This is a genomic window from Acetobacter persici (assembly GCF_018256955.1).
Lineage (GTDB): Bacteria > Pseudomonadota > Alphaproteobacteria > Acetobacterales > Acetobacteraceae > Acetobacter > Acetobacter persici.
In genome coordinates this window covers 28,919-43,491 of the sequence record NZ_JAERKU010000004.1, presented here as the reverse complement: position 1 = coordinate 43,491, position 14,573 = coordinate 28,919, and the positions used below count along the sequence as shown (strand labels likewise).

Here is a 14,573-nt window from a genome sequence, read left to right as displayed (position 1 = left end):
CAGTTTTGCTGGCGGCTAAAGTGGGAGGGCTTCTGTTGCCCGGTGCCCTCCCGAACCGCGCTTATCGCTTATGCAGCGACAGCGAGCACCTCAGTGTTATCATTGGCACTTGTAAGTTTAGCCCGATAACGGCGGTACAATGCCGGGCAAAAGGAAGGTCTTTACCACGCGTGTCGAGCCTGTTTCGTCCCCATCCGTCCGGGCCGTAAGGCCGGATTGAAAATGGTGGAGACGCCGGGTACTGCCCCCGGGTCCACAACGATTATTCCACGTTCCGTTTATCACCATAGCCAAGGAGCAAGCCCCTCCGGCACTGATGAACATAAGGAGCACGGGGCAGTTTTGCAAGAGGAATGGAGCAGGCGTTATGCCGCATCAGGCCGGAAGGCGCTGTTTGCTATGGGCTTCAGCCAGTATCAGCAGGCGTTCCAGATCCTCTGTTTCAATATCAAATGTTTCCCCGGTTTTATGGAGGGCCGCCAGAATATCCTCGCGGTGCAGTCCGGCGGCTTTTTCTGTCTGGTGGGGAACGGTGACCGCATGGTGCGGGTAGCTGTGGCCGGAAAGCCTGTGAAACATCATGCCGATGCAGACCAGCACGAGGGAATTAAGCCCTACGGGAATGAGCGGGAAGAGGAGGGCCATGTCCATCCCGGCAGAAGAGGGGTGCAGCATAACCGCTGTCAGAGCGGCGGCTCCGCCCGGCGGATGCAGGGTGCGGGTGGCGCTCATCACCATAATGGCCAGCCCTACCGCGAGCCCCGCCGCAGGCATGGGATTGGCAATAAGCAGGCTGACCAGCACGCCGGTCGCGGCGGAGAGGATGTTGCCCATAATCACTGCGCGCGGCTTTGCCAGCGGGCTTGCGGGGATGGCAAAAACCAGAACGGACGACGCGCCGATGGGGGCAACCAGAGCAGGCAGGGCAGCGGGCGCACACAGGGCAGTCAGCCCCATGCTGGCCAGAATACCACAAAGTGCTCCCGGACCGGCTGCCAGAGAAAGCGGGACGGCAACGCCTGTTTGTCCTGAAGGCATGGGAAATTTCTGGAACAGGCTACGCATACATGCAGTATCCACTACATATGAATGTTTAATTTTTATTTATATCGATTGTAAAATAATTTGCGTATTCTACAATTTCTGGTGTCATAATCAGATAGACACTGTCTAATGAAATTTTATTATTAACTGATAATTGCTCTTTATATAGGCTGCGATAAGCGTCTTGCCGGTGCGATGAATCATTTCCGCGCAGAGCATTTTGCGCTAGGGAGAGGCTATGTCACTGACCGATGCTCAACGCGCCGAAATTGCGGCGCACGCCCAGGAAACAAGCTCCACCCGTCGGCCAACGGTGCCCGCGCTGGAAGCCATGCTCTATGAACCTCAGGAGGTGCTCGACCACGGGTTCCTGCGGGTGATTGACTATATGGGGGACGATTCCGCCATTGTGCAGGCGGCCCGTGTTTCCTACGGGCGCGGCACGCGCAAGGTCTCGGAAGATGCCGGGCTGATCCGCTATCTGATGCGGCATCGTCATTCCTCGCCGTTTGAAATGTGCGAGATGAAATTTCACGTCAAACTGCCGATCTTTGTAGCGCGGCAGTGGATCCGCCACCGTATGGCCAGCGTGAACGAATATTCTGCCCGTTATTCCATTCTCGACAGTGAATTCTACATTCCGGCCCCGGACCATATGGCGGCCCAGAGTGCCGTGAACCGTCAGGGCCGTGGGGATGTGCTGGCCACGGATGATGCCGCTGCCGTCATGGATATTCTGCGGGATGATGCCATCCGCACCTACCGCAATTATGAGACCATGCTGAGTACGGAAGAGGATGGCTACGGTCTGGCGCGTGAGCTGGCGCGCATCAACCTGACCGTGAACACCTATACCCAGTGGTACTGGAAGATTGATCTGCACAACCTGATGCATTTTCTGGCCCTGCGGCTGGACCCGCATGCGCAGTATGAAATCCGGGTTTATGCGGAAGCCATGCTGAAAATCCTGCATGCCTGGGTGCCGCAGACGGCGGCTGCGTTTGAGGATTATCGCCGTGGCGCGGTGACGTTCTCTGCCGGGATGCTGAAAATTGTGCGCCGTATGCTGGCCGGGGAACAGGTGGAGCAGGCAGGTTCCGGCCTGAGCAAGCGGGAATGGGATGAAATGATGGCTGTTCTGAAAGGCTGAGTTCCAGCCTGTGAAGAAGACCTCTTTTCACGATGAACCCTTTACGGAGAGTGAGGCGGGCGTTCCGGCTGCGTCCTCTCCGTTTCCGGCCACGCCGGATGATCTGAAGGGCTTGCGTCCGCCCTCAGAGCGCCTGCCGAATTTTACCCCCTTTCTTGTGGTGGCGGCCCTGCTTGTGGGCGTGTGGGCCTATCTGTTGTTTACGGCTCCGAAAGATATGAAGCCCCAGCATCTGCATGTGTGCGAGACACAGGGGCCGGACAGCCATAAGACGCTCTGTTTCCATTAAAAATTGACACATCCGTCAAATTCATTATTTTTGTGCAGGTCAGCCGATCAGGATGATGTGTGGTGACCGGACGTGTCTTTTCTGTATCGTTAGAAACGTCATCGTTTTTGCGGCTGGCTGATTTTTCTTACAGAAAATGGATTGAAGCGAGATGTCTATTTTGAAGCGCAGATTTGCACGCACACTCGGTCTGGCCGTAGGGGCGGCAGCCTTGTTCAGTACACTCGCTCCGGCTCATGCAGAGGACGACTCTCTTCGCCAGAAGCAGACGCAGGCCTGCAAAGGGGATGCCCTCAAGCTGTGCGCGCTGGCCATCCCGAATGAAAAGAAAATTACCGCCTGCATGGAACGGAAAAAAGACAAGCTCAGCCCGCAATGCCGTGCGTTTTTTGAAAACAAGCCCGCTGGCGGCAAAAAAGCGCCTGCTAAAAAGCACTAAATCCTGCGCCGGGGGAGGCGGGGGTAACCCGCCTCCCGGCCATTAACCGGCGGGGCTGCTCTTCGCCTTCAGAGCTGCGGCGGTCGCCTGCGCAATCCGGCGGAAGGCCTGAGCGCCCTCACTGTCAGGGGCACTGGCGACAATCGGCGCACCTGCATCCCCGGTGGAGCGGATATCGGCAAGAAGAGGTACTTCCCCAAGGAAGGGCACCCCCATGACCTCGGCTTCCTTCCGTGCGCCGCCATGGCCGAACAGTTCGGTATTATGGCCGCAGTTCGGGCAGCAGAAGTAGGACATGTTCTCAATCAGGCCGAGAACTGGCACCTTCATTTTCTCAAACATGCTTACGCCGCGCCGTGCATCAATCAGGGCGATATCCTGCGGGGTGGATACAATCACAGCGCCTGCCAGCGGCACTTTCTGCATCAGGGACAACTGGGCATCCCCCGTGCCCGGCGGCATATCAACCACCAGAACATCCAGCGGCCCCCAGTCCACATCTGTCAGAAACTGATTGATGGCCCCCATCACCATCGGGCCACGCCAGATCATGGCCTGCTTTTCATCCACCAGCATACCAATGGAGACAGCCTTCAGCCCCCACACCGGCATGGGTTGCAGGCGGCCTTCGCGCACTTCTGGTTTGTTTGTATCCGTGCCGAGCATGCGGTGCAGGGACGGGCCATGAATATCCGCATCCATCAGCCCCACGCGCAGCCCTTCCTGCGCCAGACCAATTGCCAGATTGGTGGCGGTGGTGGATTTGCCAACGCCCCCCTTGCCGGACGCCACGGCGATAATGGCTTTCACGTCAGGCAGAACCGGCGCATCTGGTGCCGGGGCCGGACCGCCAAACGGACGATGGCCACCGCCCGAGGCTTTGGGGCGTGCCGGGGCAGAAGGGGTAGCCGGCGTGCCGCCGGACGCCGGGCCGGGGCGGTGCGCTGTGAGAATGACGATGGCGGTCTGCACCCCCGGCAGCTTTTCCAGTGCGGGTTTGGCGGCATCACATAGCGGGGCGAGGGTTGCGGCCTGTTCCTTGCTGGCGGCCAGCGCCACACTCAGCCGCCCGTCTTCCAGCCGGAACCCGTCCAGCTTGCTCAGGGCCAGCAGGGAATGGCCTGTTTTGGTGTCCCGCACGGAATCCAGCACACGGGCAACGTCATCATGATGAAGGGGAGAAGAGTGTTCCACGGTTGTTTGTCCTGACTCCGGCTTTCTGTGCGGCGCGAAAGGCCTGTGCCCTGTTGGCAACAGCATGAGGCCGCCGCCGTCAAGGGGGCGGAACGGGTCCTGTTTTGCCCACCCCATCGTTTTGCCGCTTTTTTCGGGAATTCGGTGCGGGTAAAGAAGGAACTGGTCGCCCGATATCTGGTGTGCGTCTGAAGTCTGATGGAAAAAGGGGCTGATCCGTTATCATGAGCGTCCTGCCGCCTGATCCGTCTAGCATGGAAAGCCCTGTTTTGTCCTCAGCTTTACCTTCTCAGCCTGCGCCGCCGGTGGCGCGCTCCGTGCGGGACCACCGGATTGACGCCATGCGGGGTGTGGCGCTGCTGATGATGTTTGTGGACCATATTCCGCAAAGCCTGCTCAACCGTTTTACCATGCGCAATGTCGGTTTTGCCGATGCGGCGGAAATCTTTGTTCTGCTGGCAGGCTATGCCTCATGGCTGGCCTATGGGCGCGGTTTCAGGAAATACGGGGTGTCCGTGTGTCTGGGCCGGATCTTCCGGCGGTGCGGGCAGCTTTATATCGGCCAGACCATTATGGTGATGGTGTATGTCCTCACCATCCGTGTGTGGCGGCATTATACGCTGGTGCCGGTGGATTTTCTGGAGCCAGAACTGGCGCACGGGCTGAGCTGGGTCTGGCGCGTCATGATGTTTGATGCGTTGCCCAGTAACCTGAATATCCTGCCGCTCTACATTGTTCTGCTGGGCGGGTTTCCGCTGTTTTATGTGCTGATGCGCATTCACCGCTCTCTGGCGCTGCTGCTGGCTGGCGCGATGTGGATGCTGGTCAATCTGGACCCGGACCTCAATCTGCCCAATTGGCTGGACCCGGATGGCTGGTATTTCAACCCGTTTGCCTGGCAGTTCCTGTTTGCGCTCGGGGCGTCCGCCGCGGCTGAGACGGAACGGCGCGGCGCGGACTTCCCGCGGGTGGATCTGCTGGCCGGGTGCTGCGTGCTGTATCTGATGTTTTCCGCCCTTCAGGCTTTCCCGTGGGCTTTGTGGGGGTTGCCGGATCTGCGGCCGTTCGGTGCGATGATCATGCCGGAAAAAAGCTGGCTTTCGCCTTTGCGGCTGCTGGATGTGATGGCCATTTTCTATCTGGTGCAGTCTTCCTCCGCTGCGCGCAAATGGGCGGCGGAAAGCCGCATGGGCCAGATTCTGGCCCGTGTGGGGCGGCATTCTCTGGAAATTTTTGTGGTGGGCACCGTGCTGGACCTGTATGCGCGCCTGCTGTTCAGCACCTTTGGGGATGGCTGGCTGTTGCAGATTGTCGTCAATGTGGTGGGGCTGAGCATTTTGCTGGCGCTGGCCGCATGGCTGGATGGGTATCGCAAGCGCCAGCGGGCGGCAAAGGCAGCATGAGGGGCTGAGGTGGGGGCCGGAAGGCCCGTGCGCAAAACAGGCTGACGATGAGGCAGGATCGTGCGATAGATTGAGGTCTGATGTGATTTCTGTCGTTTGAGAGTAGTTTCGCCCATGCGCCTGTTCAGCCCTCTTCTTCGTGCCGGTTCCTTGTCCTGCCTGCTGCTGGCGGGGGTTTCCGGCCCGGTTGTGGCACGGGCGGCGGAGGGGGCTGCTCTGCCCACAGCCCCGCAGGCAACCACGGCGCCGGTCGCGGGGCGGTTAAACGGCGCACCAGACAGTTTTGCGGATCTCGCGGCCCGGCTGCTGCCTGCCGTGGTCAATGTCTCCACCACTCAGACCGTCAAAAGCGGTTCGGAAGACGACGATGATGAGGGGGATGGCGGGGATGATCAGCTTCCCCAGATGCCCAACTTCCCGCAGGGCTCACCGTTTGAAAAATTCTTCCATGATTTCATGAACCGCCAGAACAGCCCGGATGGGCCGCCGCGCCGGATGCAGGCGCTGGGGTCCGGGTTTATTATCGACCCGGCAGGCTATATCGTGACGAACAACCACGTGATCCGCCATGCCGACAAAATCACGGTGACGTTGCAGGACAATACAGTGCTGACGGCCCGCGCCGTCGGGCATGATGACCGGACCGATCTGGCCCTGCTCAAAGTGGAGAGCAAGAAGCCGCTCCCCGCCGTGCATTTTGGGGATAGTGACAAGCGCCGGGTCGGGGACTGGGTTCTGGCCATCGGCAACCCGTTTGGTCTGTCCGGCACGGTCACAGCCGGGATTATTTCCTCACGCGGGCGCAATATTGATCAGGGGCCGTATGATGATTTCATCCAGACGGATGCGCCCATCAACAAGGGCAATTCCGGTGGCCCGCTGTTTGATATGGATGGCAACGTGATTGGCGTGAATACCGCCATTTACTCGCCGTCCGGTGGCTCCGTGGGGATTGGCTTTTCCATTCCGTCCAACGAGGCCCGCGGTATTCTGGAGCAGCTCCGCAAAACCGGGAAAGTCTCCCGTGGCTGGCTGGGGGTGCGCATCCAGAATGTGACGCAGGATATTGCGGATGGTCTGGGCCTCAGCCCCGCACGCGGCGCGCTGGTGGCCGGTGTGGAAAAAGATGGCCCCGCCGACAAGGCGAAGTTGCAGACAGGCGATGTCATTCAGACGCTGGATGGTCAGCCGATTGAAGGCAAGGCGCTCCCGCGCCTCTCCGCCCAGTTGCCAGTTGGCACGGTGGCGCATCTGGGCGTGTGGCGTCACGGCAAGATGGTGGATGTGCCGGTGACGATTGGTATGCTGCCCGAACCGGCTGCGGAGCCGGAGGCCAAACCCGCAGCGGCTCCTAAAGGGGCGGCGGAAGTCAGCCTGTCCGCGCTGGGCTTTTCAGTCGGGCCGCTGGATGCAGCCGCACGGCAGAAATATAACCTGCCTTCCGGCCAGAAAGGTGTGCTGGTTACGTCCGTGAAGGATGGTGGGCTGGCGTCTGACCGTGGCCTGCGGGAAGGGGATGTGGTGACGGAGGTGCAGCAGGCGGAAGTGACCAGCCCGGCGGACCTCAAAAAGCGGATTGAAGCGGCTCAGAAGGCCCACAAAAAATCCATCCTGCTGCTGGTGCATGATGCCGATGGTCTGCGCTGGGTGCCGTTCCCACTGAATGGTGAGGACACTCCCTGAGCCTGTCCTGCGTTCTTTACCCGTCTTGTAAAGGCAGAACAGGTTTTTGATGCAGTTTAAATTTTTTGCCGCCCCATGGCTGGGGAACCCTGTTGTCCGGCAGACCATCAGACTTCTGGTCTCTGTCGGGCTTTGCGGGTTTGTGGCCTGGCTTACAAATTTGCAGGAGCCGGGCTGGGCGCTGATCACCTCGGTGATTGTCACACAGAGCAGTATTACGGAAACCCTGTCCAGCGGGCGGTATCAGCTTGTGGGCACGCTGATCGGCGCGGCCGCCAGCATCCTGCCTATTACGCTCCTGCTGTACCACTGGCCGTTATGGAGAGCCTTTGCTGTGGCCTTTGTGCCGCTGGCGGTTCTGGCCTCATGGAAGCCCGGCACGCGGATGAGCGTCGTCACGCTGATGATCGCAACGCTCTTTGCAACACCGAATGACCCATATCTCCTGCCAATTGAGCGTGTGTTATCGATCCTGATGGGGGTCGGGGTGTCCATGCTGGTGACCTATGTTGTGCTGCATGAACAGGCGCGGCGGGATGCCTTCCGCAACGCGGCGGCAACGGTGCGCCAGAGTGTCGCCATGCTCACCCATGCCCGGAGCCACGCCATGAGCTGGTCCGACATTCAGGATCTGAATGATGCGGGCATCGCCTCCCTGCGCAAGGTGCAGACGGCGGTGGAAGAGGCCCGGCGTGAACACTGGCGGCCTCTGGAAAAGCGGGACCCTATGCTCGCGGCGCTCCCCAAGGCGCTGCGGCAGTTGCAGACGGATGCTCTGGTGGTAACGCGGGCGGTTCTGCTGGCGGAAAATCCGCCTCCGGACGGGCAGGATGACGCGACGGACCCGCTCAACCCCGGCCTGATGCGTGCGTTTGACTGGATTATTGAACGGTGTGAGGGTGAAGCTGTAGCCCGCACGGGCGAGGAATATCGGGTGGCGGCCGGAGTGATTACGGCGCTGCCGGAAGATACGGCGCAGGATGATGAGATCATGCGGTTTGTGATGGGCGTTCTTCGCACGGACCTGAAAACCCTGATCCAGCTTCTGGCGCAGGACGATACCAGACAGGCCTGAGGCGCGCTGGTGTATGGAATTGTTCAGCCTCTTTTTTAAGACAGAAAGTGTTCTGCCATGAATGATGAAGCCAATACCGTCATACGAGTCCATGCGCCGGGTGGCCCCGGTGTTCTGAGTGTGGAACATCAGCCTGTGCCCAGACCCGCACGAGGGGAAATTCTGCTGCGGCAGGAGGCGATCGGCGTCAATTTTATCGATACGTATTTCCGCTCCGGCCTGTATAAATTTCCGTCTCTGCCCGCTGTGCCGGGGATGGAAGGTGCTGGCGTGATTGAGGCCGTAGGGCCTGACGTGCAGGATCTTACTCCGGGCATGCACGTTGCTTACGCCGGGGTTCTGGGCGGGTATGCGCACTACCGGACGATTGCGGCGGACCGGGTTGTGGTGCTGCCTGAGAGTGTGTCCTGCCGGACGGCGGCCTCCGTCATGCTGCGCGGGCTTTCCGCCCATATGCTGCTGCGGCAGGTTTATCCGGTGCGTAAAGGCGAGAGCATTCTGGTTTACGCTGCCGCCGGAGGGGTCGGACAGTTGCTCTGCCAGTGGGGCAGACATCTGGGCGCGCGGGTGATCGGCGTGACCTCCACGCAGGAAAAGGCAGATGTGGCCCGCGCCTGTGGAGCTGCGGATGTGCTGATTGGCACGGATAATCTGCCCCATCGCGTGCAGGACCTGACAAACGGCGCCATGGTGCCGGTGGTGTATGACAGCATCGGCAAGGATACGTTTGAGACCAGTCTGGACTGTCTGGCCCCGCGTGGCCTGATGGTCAGTTACGGGAATGCGTCCGGCCCGGTCACGGATGTGGATGTGGGGACATTAGGGGCGCACGGCAGCCTGTATCTCACCCGCCCGACGCTGATGACGTATATTGCAGACAAAGCCGAACTTCAGGCATCTGCCGCGGAACTGTTCCGTATGCTGGAGCAGGGCATGCTGAAGCCTGCCATTGGCCAGCATTACACGCTGGCAGATGCGGCGCAGGCACACCGGGCTCTGGAGTCGCGCAAGACAACCGGGAGCACCATTCTTCTGCCGTAAGGCGGTCTGGCGCAGTTGGTGAGGGCGCGTCACGAAGAGGTGCTCCTTGCCGGATTATGGAACGGTGGGGTGGCTGAGGCGTTTTTTAAAGACGTGCCAATGGAGGCACAGACATGTGGCGGTTACGGCATGACGGGCCGTCACGGATGCGTTAGATTGACCTGTCTGCCCGGTACATCGGGTAGCCAGAAAGAATGCAAGGATATCTGATATGCCGAAATGTCCGGTAAAATGCCCGAAATCTCCCTGTGTGCGCGGTCTGCTGATTGCTGGCGTGGTTGCGGCTGTGGTTTATTTCTTCCGCAAGAAAAAATGCTGCGGCTAAGTCTGATTTTCTGATCAGATAAAGCTGCCCAAAAGCCCGCCCGGTCCCTGCCGGGCGGGCTTTTTTTGTGCAGGCTGGCGGCCCACGGCCTGACGCACATGCCTTGAGGTAGAGCAATGTGCTGGTGACGGGTTGTGTTATAATCCCGGCCCTGTATCAGACTAAATCCAGTGTAACTGCGGTCTGCACCCCCTGTGTTGTCAGACTGATTTCAGAAAGGATAAGGGCGTTGCATCCTATCGTCTCCCGTCTTGCTTCTCTGGCTGCAGGGTCCGTGGCTGCATGTGCGCTGACAGTTGGCGGCGTTGTTGCCGCTGGCCTGCCCTCAGCAGCGCATGCGCAGGCTTCTGTTCTGCTCAAAAACCAGTCCGCCAAAGCGGTTGTGGAAACTGTTGATCATGACGCGCGTGAACTGCTGCTGCGTGAAGCCAACGGCCACCTCATCACCATTGAATATGGTGCGTCCGTGCGTGACCTGCCGCACGTGAATGCTGGTGACAAACTGAGCATCCATTTTGTGGAAACGCTGGGTGCGGAAATTGCGCCTCCCGGCAGCCCGCTGCCGGAATCCACGCTGACAACTGCTAAAGGCTATGTGCATGGCCACCCGCGCGGCGTGATTGCGGCCTTCCGCCGTGAACGTGCGACGGTGCAGAGCATTGACCTTGCAACACACACTCTCTCCTTCGTCACGACGGATGGGGAATCTCACGTTGCCGTGCTGCGCATCAAAGCGATGCAGGACTTCATGGCGACGCTGAAGGTTGGTGATGTGATTGACATCACACGCATGGAATCCATTTCCTACCTTATCCTGAATGACACGGTTGCTCCGGCGGCCGACCCGAATGCGCCGGCTCCGGCCGATGCGGCCTCTGCCGCTGGTGCTGTGCCGGCCGCTCCTGCGGTTCCTGCCGTGCCAGGTGTTCCGGCTGCGCCCGCAGTTCCGGCGGCCCCTGCTGTACCGTCTGCTCCGGCAGCGCCTGCGGCCCAGTAACGCGCCTCATTTTTGCAGAGCGTGCAGCAAAGGCGTCCCATCCGGGGCGCCTTTTCTTTTTGAGGTACGTGCCATGAATTCACCTGATTCCTCATTGCACAGTCGAACTGTTTTTGATGGATCTGTGCTGCATGGTAAAAGCTCTCTTTCCTCTGCCTGAGACAGAGTCCCGCAACGCAGGGATAGATGTTCTGCGAGGTCTGGCAATCATCATGGTTATTGTGAACCATGTTGCGATCAGACTGCCGCTTGAAAAAACCCATGTTGCGGGTGTTTTGCCCTATCGTGTGCTCCGTTTTCTCACACATCAGGGTTACCACAGCGTTTTTATGTTTTTTGTTATTTCCGGATTTTTGATTACATCCGGCATGCTTCGGCGCTGGGGAAATTTGCGGAATAGTCAGCTTCCATTTTTTTATGTCCGGCGCTTTTCCCGTATTGTTCCCTGTCTGCTTGTCTTGCTCAGTACCCTTGTTGTGCTGGACCTCTGCGGTGTGCCGGATTTCACAATTAATAAAGCAGGGCAAAGCCTTGGTGCTGCTCTGGCTTCAGCATTAGGATTGTATCTGAACAAATATGAATGCTGGACAGGATACCTGCCTGCGAACTGGGATGTTCTGTGGTCTCTTTCTATTGAGGAACTGTTCTATCTTATTTTCCCGCTCATTTGCCTGATGCTGCCACGATCAGAAAAATGGCAGATTATCCTGTTTGGAAGCGCGGCATTCGCTCTGCCTGTCACTATGCACCTGATGACGGGCGATGCTGATATCTGCCGGCATAAAGCCTATCTTCCGGGAGCATCGGCGTTGTCCGCTGGTGTGGCGGCGGCCCTTCTTCTGTCCCGGTGGGGCCGGATGGGGCGCTCTGGTGTCACGCTTCTGGGGTGGCTCGGTAGTATCGGGATTTTTCTGAGCTGTGTTCAGGTATATTTTATGCCCGACCCTGTGGCGGATGATCTGACTGTAGCCTTGACCCTGAGCACTGGGGCTTTGCTGATAGCTCTCTCCAAAGGCTGGGGGAGTATGGCACGGCACAGGGCTCTGGCGTGGGTCAGATCATGCGGCTTCATGAGTTATGAGATCTATCTGACCCATATGTTTTTTGTGCTCGGGCTTGTGCGGGCATATCAGGCTGCCGGATTTTCAGAGCGTTCAGCATGGATCTGTTACCCAGTCGCCCTGTTGGGGGCATGGTTGCTGGGGTACGTGACGGACCGGTTTTTGTCCTATCCCGCAGAGCGCAGGCTGCGTGTGCTGTTCCAGCAGCGTTTTTTCAGAAAGCAGAAAAAATTCTAAAAAGGATAAGTGCCAGTCAAAGAACAATGGTGAAGGCATGTGGTGATTATGCCGGGGATTGGTCTGGATGTGATGGGGATGGGCATCGTCCGCTCATAAAACACTAATAAAAATAGTTATAATATAATTACAACACGATAATGTTGACTTCAAAATTAAACACTAATAACGATTGTTTTTGTATCGTTTCGTATCCACGATTTTTATCGTAGATCCACATCAAAGGAAAATATCTTATGAAGCGGCGCCAGATCAGAGGCACATTCTGGGTCTCTCTTACCTGCACCGCTCTGTCCTGCTCAGGTCAGGCGCTGGCCAGCGCGTCTCAGGGCACAGAACCGGAGAATGAAAACGTCATCGTGACGGGCACGCGAGAGATCCACAAAAAAGTGCGGGACAGTCTCTCACCGGTGGATGTCGTCAGTAACCGCGAGATGCTCAACACAGGCCAGACAAATGCCACAGCAGCTCTCGCCCAGATTCTGCCATCTGTGACGCGCCCGGCGGTTGGACAATTTGATGGTGCCCCAACGGATTTCATCAGCCTGAGGGGCCTTAACCCCAATCAGACTCTGGTGCTTGTCAATGGCAAGCGCCACCATAATTCTTCCTATTTATATACAGACGGTTTTGCCGATGGTGCCACGCCCACGGATATTGACCTGATTGCTCCGGAACTGATCGACCATATTGAAGTGCTGCGGGATGGTGCCGCGGCGCAGTACGGGTCCGATGCTATTGCCGGTGTGGTCAATATTATTCTGAAAAAAGCAGATCATGGCGGCAGCGCGCGGAGCCAGATTGGCCAGACCTACGAGGGTGACGGTTTTGTTGTTCAGGCAGGGGCCGAGAAAGGGCTTAAACTCGGCTCATCCGGCTTTGTGGATCTGAGCTTTGACTACCGCCATCAGGACCACACGTTCAGAAGCGGGACGGACAGCCGGACAGGCACGGATACGCTGCGTGTGGTGGGGGACCCCTCAACAACCCGTTATGACGCCGCTTTGAACGCGGGCTATACGTTTGAAAACGGGATTGAGGCGTATACGACGGAAACATACGCGCACCGCTTTACGGATATCATGCAGGTCTATCGCGTGCCCAGCCGTTTCCCGGCGGTTTATCCCAACGGGTTTACGCCGCATCAGACGGCGACGGAAAATGATTTTTCCGCAGCAGTCGGGCTGCGCGGCAATAACCTGTTTGGCTGGCACTGGGACCTTGCATCCAATTATGGTGGGGACTTCATCAACAGCAACCTGAATAATACGCTCAATAGCGGTCTCTACGAGGCGACGGGTTCCAGTCCGCTTTCTGTTCATCTTGCGGATTATTCCACCACACAGTTAAATAATGCCTTTGATCTGACAAAGCCTTTCAAAATTAAGGGGCTTGCAGGACCGTTAACTGTTGCGGCAGGTGTGTCACACAGGTTTGAGACATATGGCACGGGCGTGGGCAGCCCCGCCTCTTATCTGTATGGGGGAACACAGGCGCAGGCAGGCTTGTTGCCCTCCAACGCAGGCCCACATTCCCGCGTGGTCTATAGTACTTATCTGGATCTTTCTGCACGGCTGACCAGAAACTGGCAGGCGGAACTGGCTGGCCGGTACGAGCATTACACAGATTTTGGAAATACCTATAACGGCAAAGCCTCAACCCGATATGATATTACGCCGAAGCTGGCCGTAAGGGCGACATTCAGCACCGGAACGCGCGCGCCAAGTCTGGCGAATGAATATTACAGCGCGCTTGCTGTCGGGCCGGAAAGTGCAAGCGGCACACTGGCGGCAAACTCTGCCGCCGCGCGCCTGCTGGGGGCCACCCCGCTTAAACCGGAATATGCCACCAATCTGACGGCGGGGCTGGTCTATTCACCGCTTAAGCGTCTGCATGTCACACTGGATGCCTATCAGATTGATATTCGGGATCGTATTGTCAGCGGTCCCGGTATTTCCGGGAATGCGGCTCTGGAGGCTCTGCAGGTGCAGGGGATTGCTGTCTCGTCCTCTCTCGCGCCGGACGATGTTTCAGCGTCTTTCTTCACCAATGCGGCCGCCACCAGAACGCGCGGTGTTGATGTAACGGTCACGTACCGTACAGAATTCGGCCGTTTTGGTAATGTCGACTGGGATGCCTCTCTGAACGCCAATTACACCAGCATCCGGCATGTAAATACGCTGGCAAATGGCATGTCGGCACTCAATGCGCAGACGGCCGCCTATCTGGCCAGCAGTACACCAAAAAACCGGATTATCTTTGGCGGCCACTGGCAGTCTGCATCCGGAACGTGGGATGTCAGTCTGCATGAACAACGCTTTGGCCAGACCGCGGATGAAATGACATGGTACGAAGGGCCTTATGCCTATTCTGCTACAGATTTTAACAGAATTTACAATCAGCCCCGCTGGATTACCAATTTTGAGGTAGGCTACCGGCCGATTGAAAAACTCCGTCTCGCCTTAGGTGCCAATAACCTGTTCAACAGTTATCCCAGCCGGATTCCTGCGGCAAACGGATATTACGGGTCAGGAAAATATGATGGTGCAGCAAGCCAGATCGGCATCAATGGCGGGTTTTATTACGCACAGGCGTCTTATCAGCTCTGATTATCATGGCTCTGGCCGGGAGCCTT

At 57.9% G+C, this 14,573-nt stretch carries 12 protein-coding genes and 1 other RNA gene; 10 read left to right on the top strand and 3 right to left on the bottom strand.

Features of this window, described 5'->3' with window-relative positions; translation table 11 throughout:
* Positions 1-19: 19 nt before the first annotated feature.
* Positions 20-352: a transfer-messenger RNA gene (gene ssrA, locus JK199_RS06725) on the bottom strand.
* 23 nt (positions 353-375) lie between these two features.
* Complete coding sequence (locus JK199_RS06720) at positions 376-1,038, bottom strand: HPP family protein (protein ID WP_212374750.1); 663 nt, start codon at positions 1,036-1,038, stop codon at positions 376-378.
* A gap of 244 nt (positions 1,039-1,282) precedes the next feature.
* Between JK199_RS06720 and thyX the strand changes: the two genes are divergently transcribed.
* The 3 genes from thyX (at position 1,283) to JK199_RS06705 (ending at position 2,922) form a co-directional block, all read left to right on the top strand.
* A complete protein-coding gene (gene thyX, locus JK199_RS06715; RefSeq protein ID WP_212374748.1) occupies positions 1,283-2,194 on the top strand; it encodes an FAD-dependent thymidylate synthase in 912 nt (303 codons plus the stop codon).
* 10 nt (positions 2,195-2,204) lie between these two features.
* On the top strand, positions 2,205-2,483 hold the full coding sequence (locus tag JK199_RS06710) for a hypothetical protein (RefSeq protein ID WP_212374746.1): 279 nt from the start codon (positions 2,205-2,207) through the stop codon (positions 2,481-2,483).
* Between the two features lie 151 nt (positions 2,484-2,634).
* Entirely contained in the window at positions 2,635-2,922 is a 288-nt protein-coding gene (locus tag JK199_RS06705) for a hypothetical protein (protein WP_237388861.1), read from the top strand.
* A gap of 42 nt (positions 2,923-2,964) precedes the next feature.
* Here the strand turns inward: JK199_RS06705 and JK199_RS06700 are convergent, their stop codons facing one another.
* On the bottom strand, positions 2,965-4,116 hold the full coding sequence (locus JK199_RS06700; RefSeq protein ID WP_342356297.1) for an Mrp/NBP35 family ATP-binding protein: 1,152 nt from the start codon (positions 4,114-4,116) through the stop codon (positions 2,965-2,967).
* A 254-nt stretch (positions 4,117-4,370) separates the two neighbouring features.
* On the opposite strand from JK199_RS06700, the gene JK199_RS06695 reads away from it, so the two are divergent.
* The 7 genes from JK199_RS06695 to JK199_RS06665 all read left to right on the top strand — a co-directional run bounded on the left by JK199_RS06695 (position 4,371) and on the right by JK199_RS06665 (position 14,547).
* Positions 4,371-5,519: an OpgC family protein gene (locus JK199_RS06695; protein ID WP_408742352.1), complete on the top strand. Its 1,149-nt coding sequence runs from the start codon at positions 4,371-4,373 to the stop codon at positions 5,517-5,519.
* 114 nt (positions 5,520-5,633) lie between these two features.
* The gene (locus tag JK199_RS06690; RefSeq protein ID WP_212374742.1) at positions 5,634-7,202 is read left to right on the top strand and encodes a DegQ family serine endoprotease; all 1,569 of its coding nucleotides are present in this window, start codon (positions 5,634-5,636) and stop codon (positions 7,200-7,202) included.
* Positions 7,203-7,251: 49 nt separating this feature from the next.
* The gene (locus JK199_RS06685) at positions 7,252-8,277 is read left to right on the top strand and encodes an FUSC family protein (RefSeq protein ID WP_212355308.1); all 1,026 of its coding nucleotides are present in this window, start codon (positions 7,252-7,254) and stop codon (positions 8,275-8,277) included.
* Between the two features lie 57 nt (positions 8,278-8,334).
* Positions 8,335-9,318, top strand: a complete 984-nt coding sequence (locus tag JK199_RS06680; protein WP_212374740.1) for a quinone oxidoreductase family protein — start codon at positions 8,335-8,337, stop codon at positions 9,316-9,318.
* A gap of 554 nt (positions 9,319-9,872) precedes the next feature.
* The gene (locus JK199_RS06675) at positions 9,873-10,640 is read left to right on the top strand and encodes a hypothetical protein (RefSeq protein WP_212355310.1); all 768 of its coding nucleotides are present in this window, start codon (positions 9,873-9,875) and stop codon (positions 10,638-10,640) included.
* Positions 10,641-10,771: 131 nt separating this feature from the next.
* Entirely contained in the window at positions 10,772-11,938 is a 1,167-nt protein-coding gene (locus JK199_RS06670) for an acyltransferase family protein (protein ID WP_212374738.1), read from the top strand.
* 236 nt (positions 11,939-12,174) lie between these two features.
* Positions 12,175-14,547 (top strand): TonB-dependent receptor plug domain-containing protein, encoded by a 2,373-nt coding sequence (locus JK199_RS06665; RefSeq protein WP_212374736.1) that lies wholly within the window; start codon positions 12,175-12,177, stop codon positions 14,545-14,547.
* Positions 14,548-14,573: the final 26 nt, after the last annotated feature.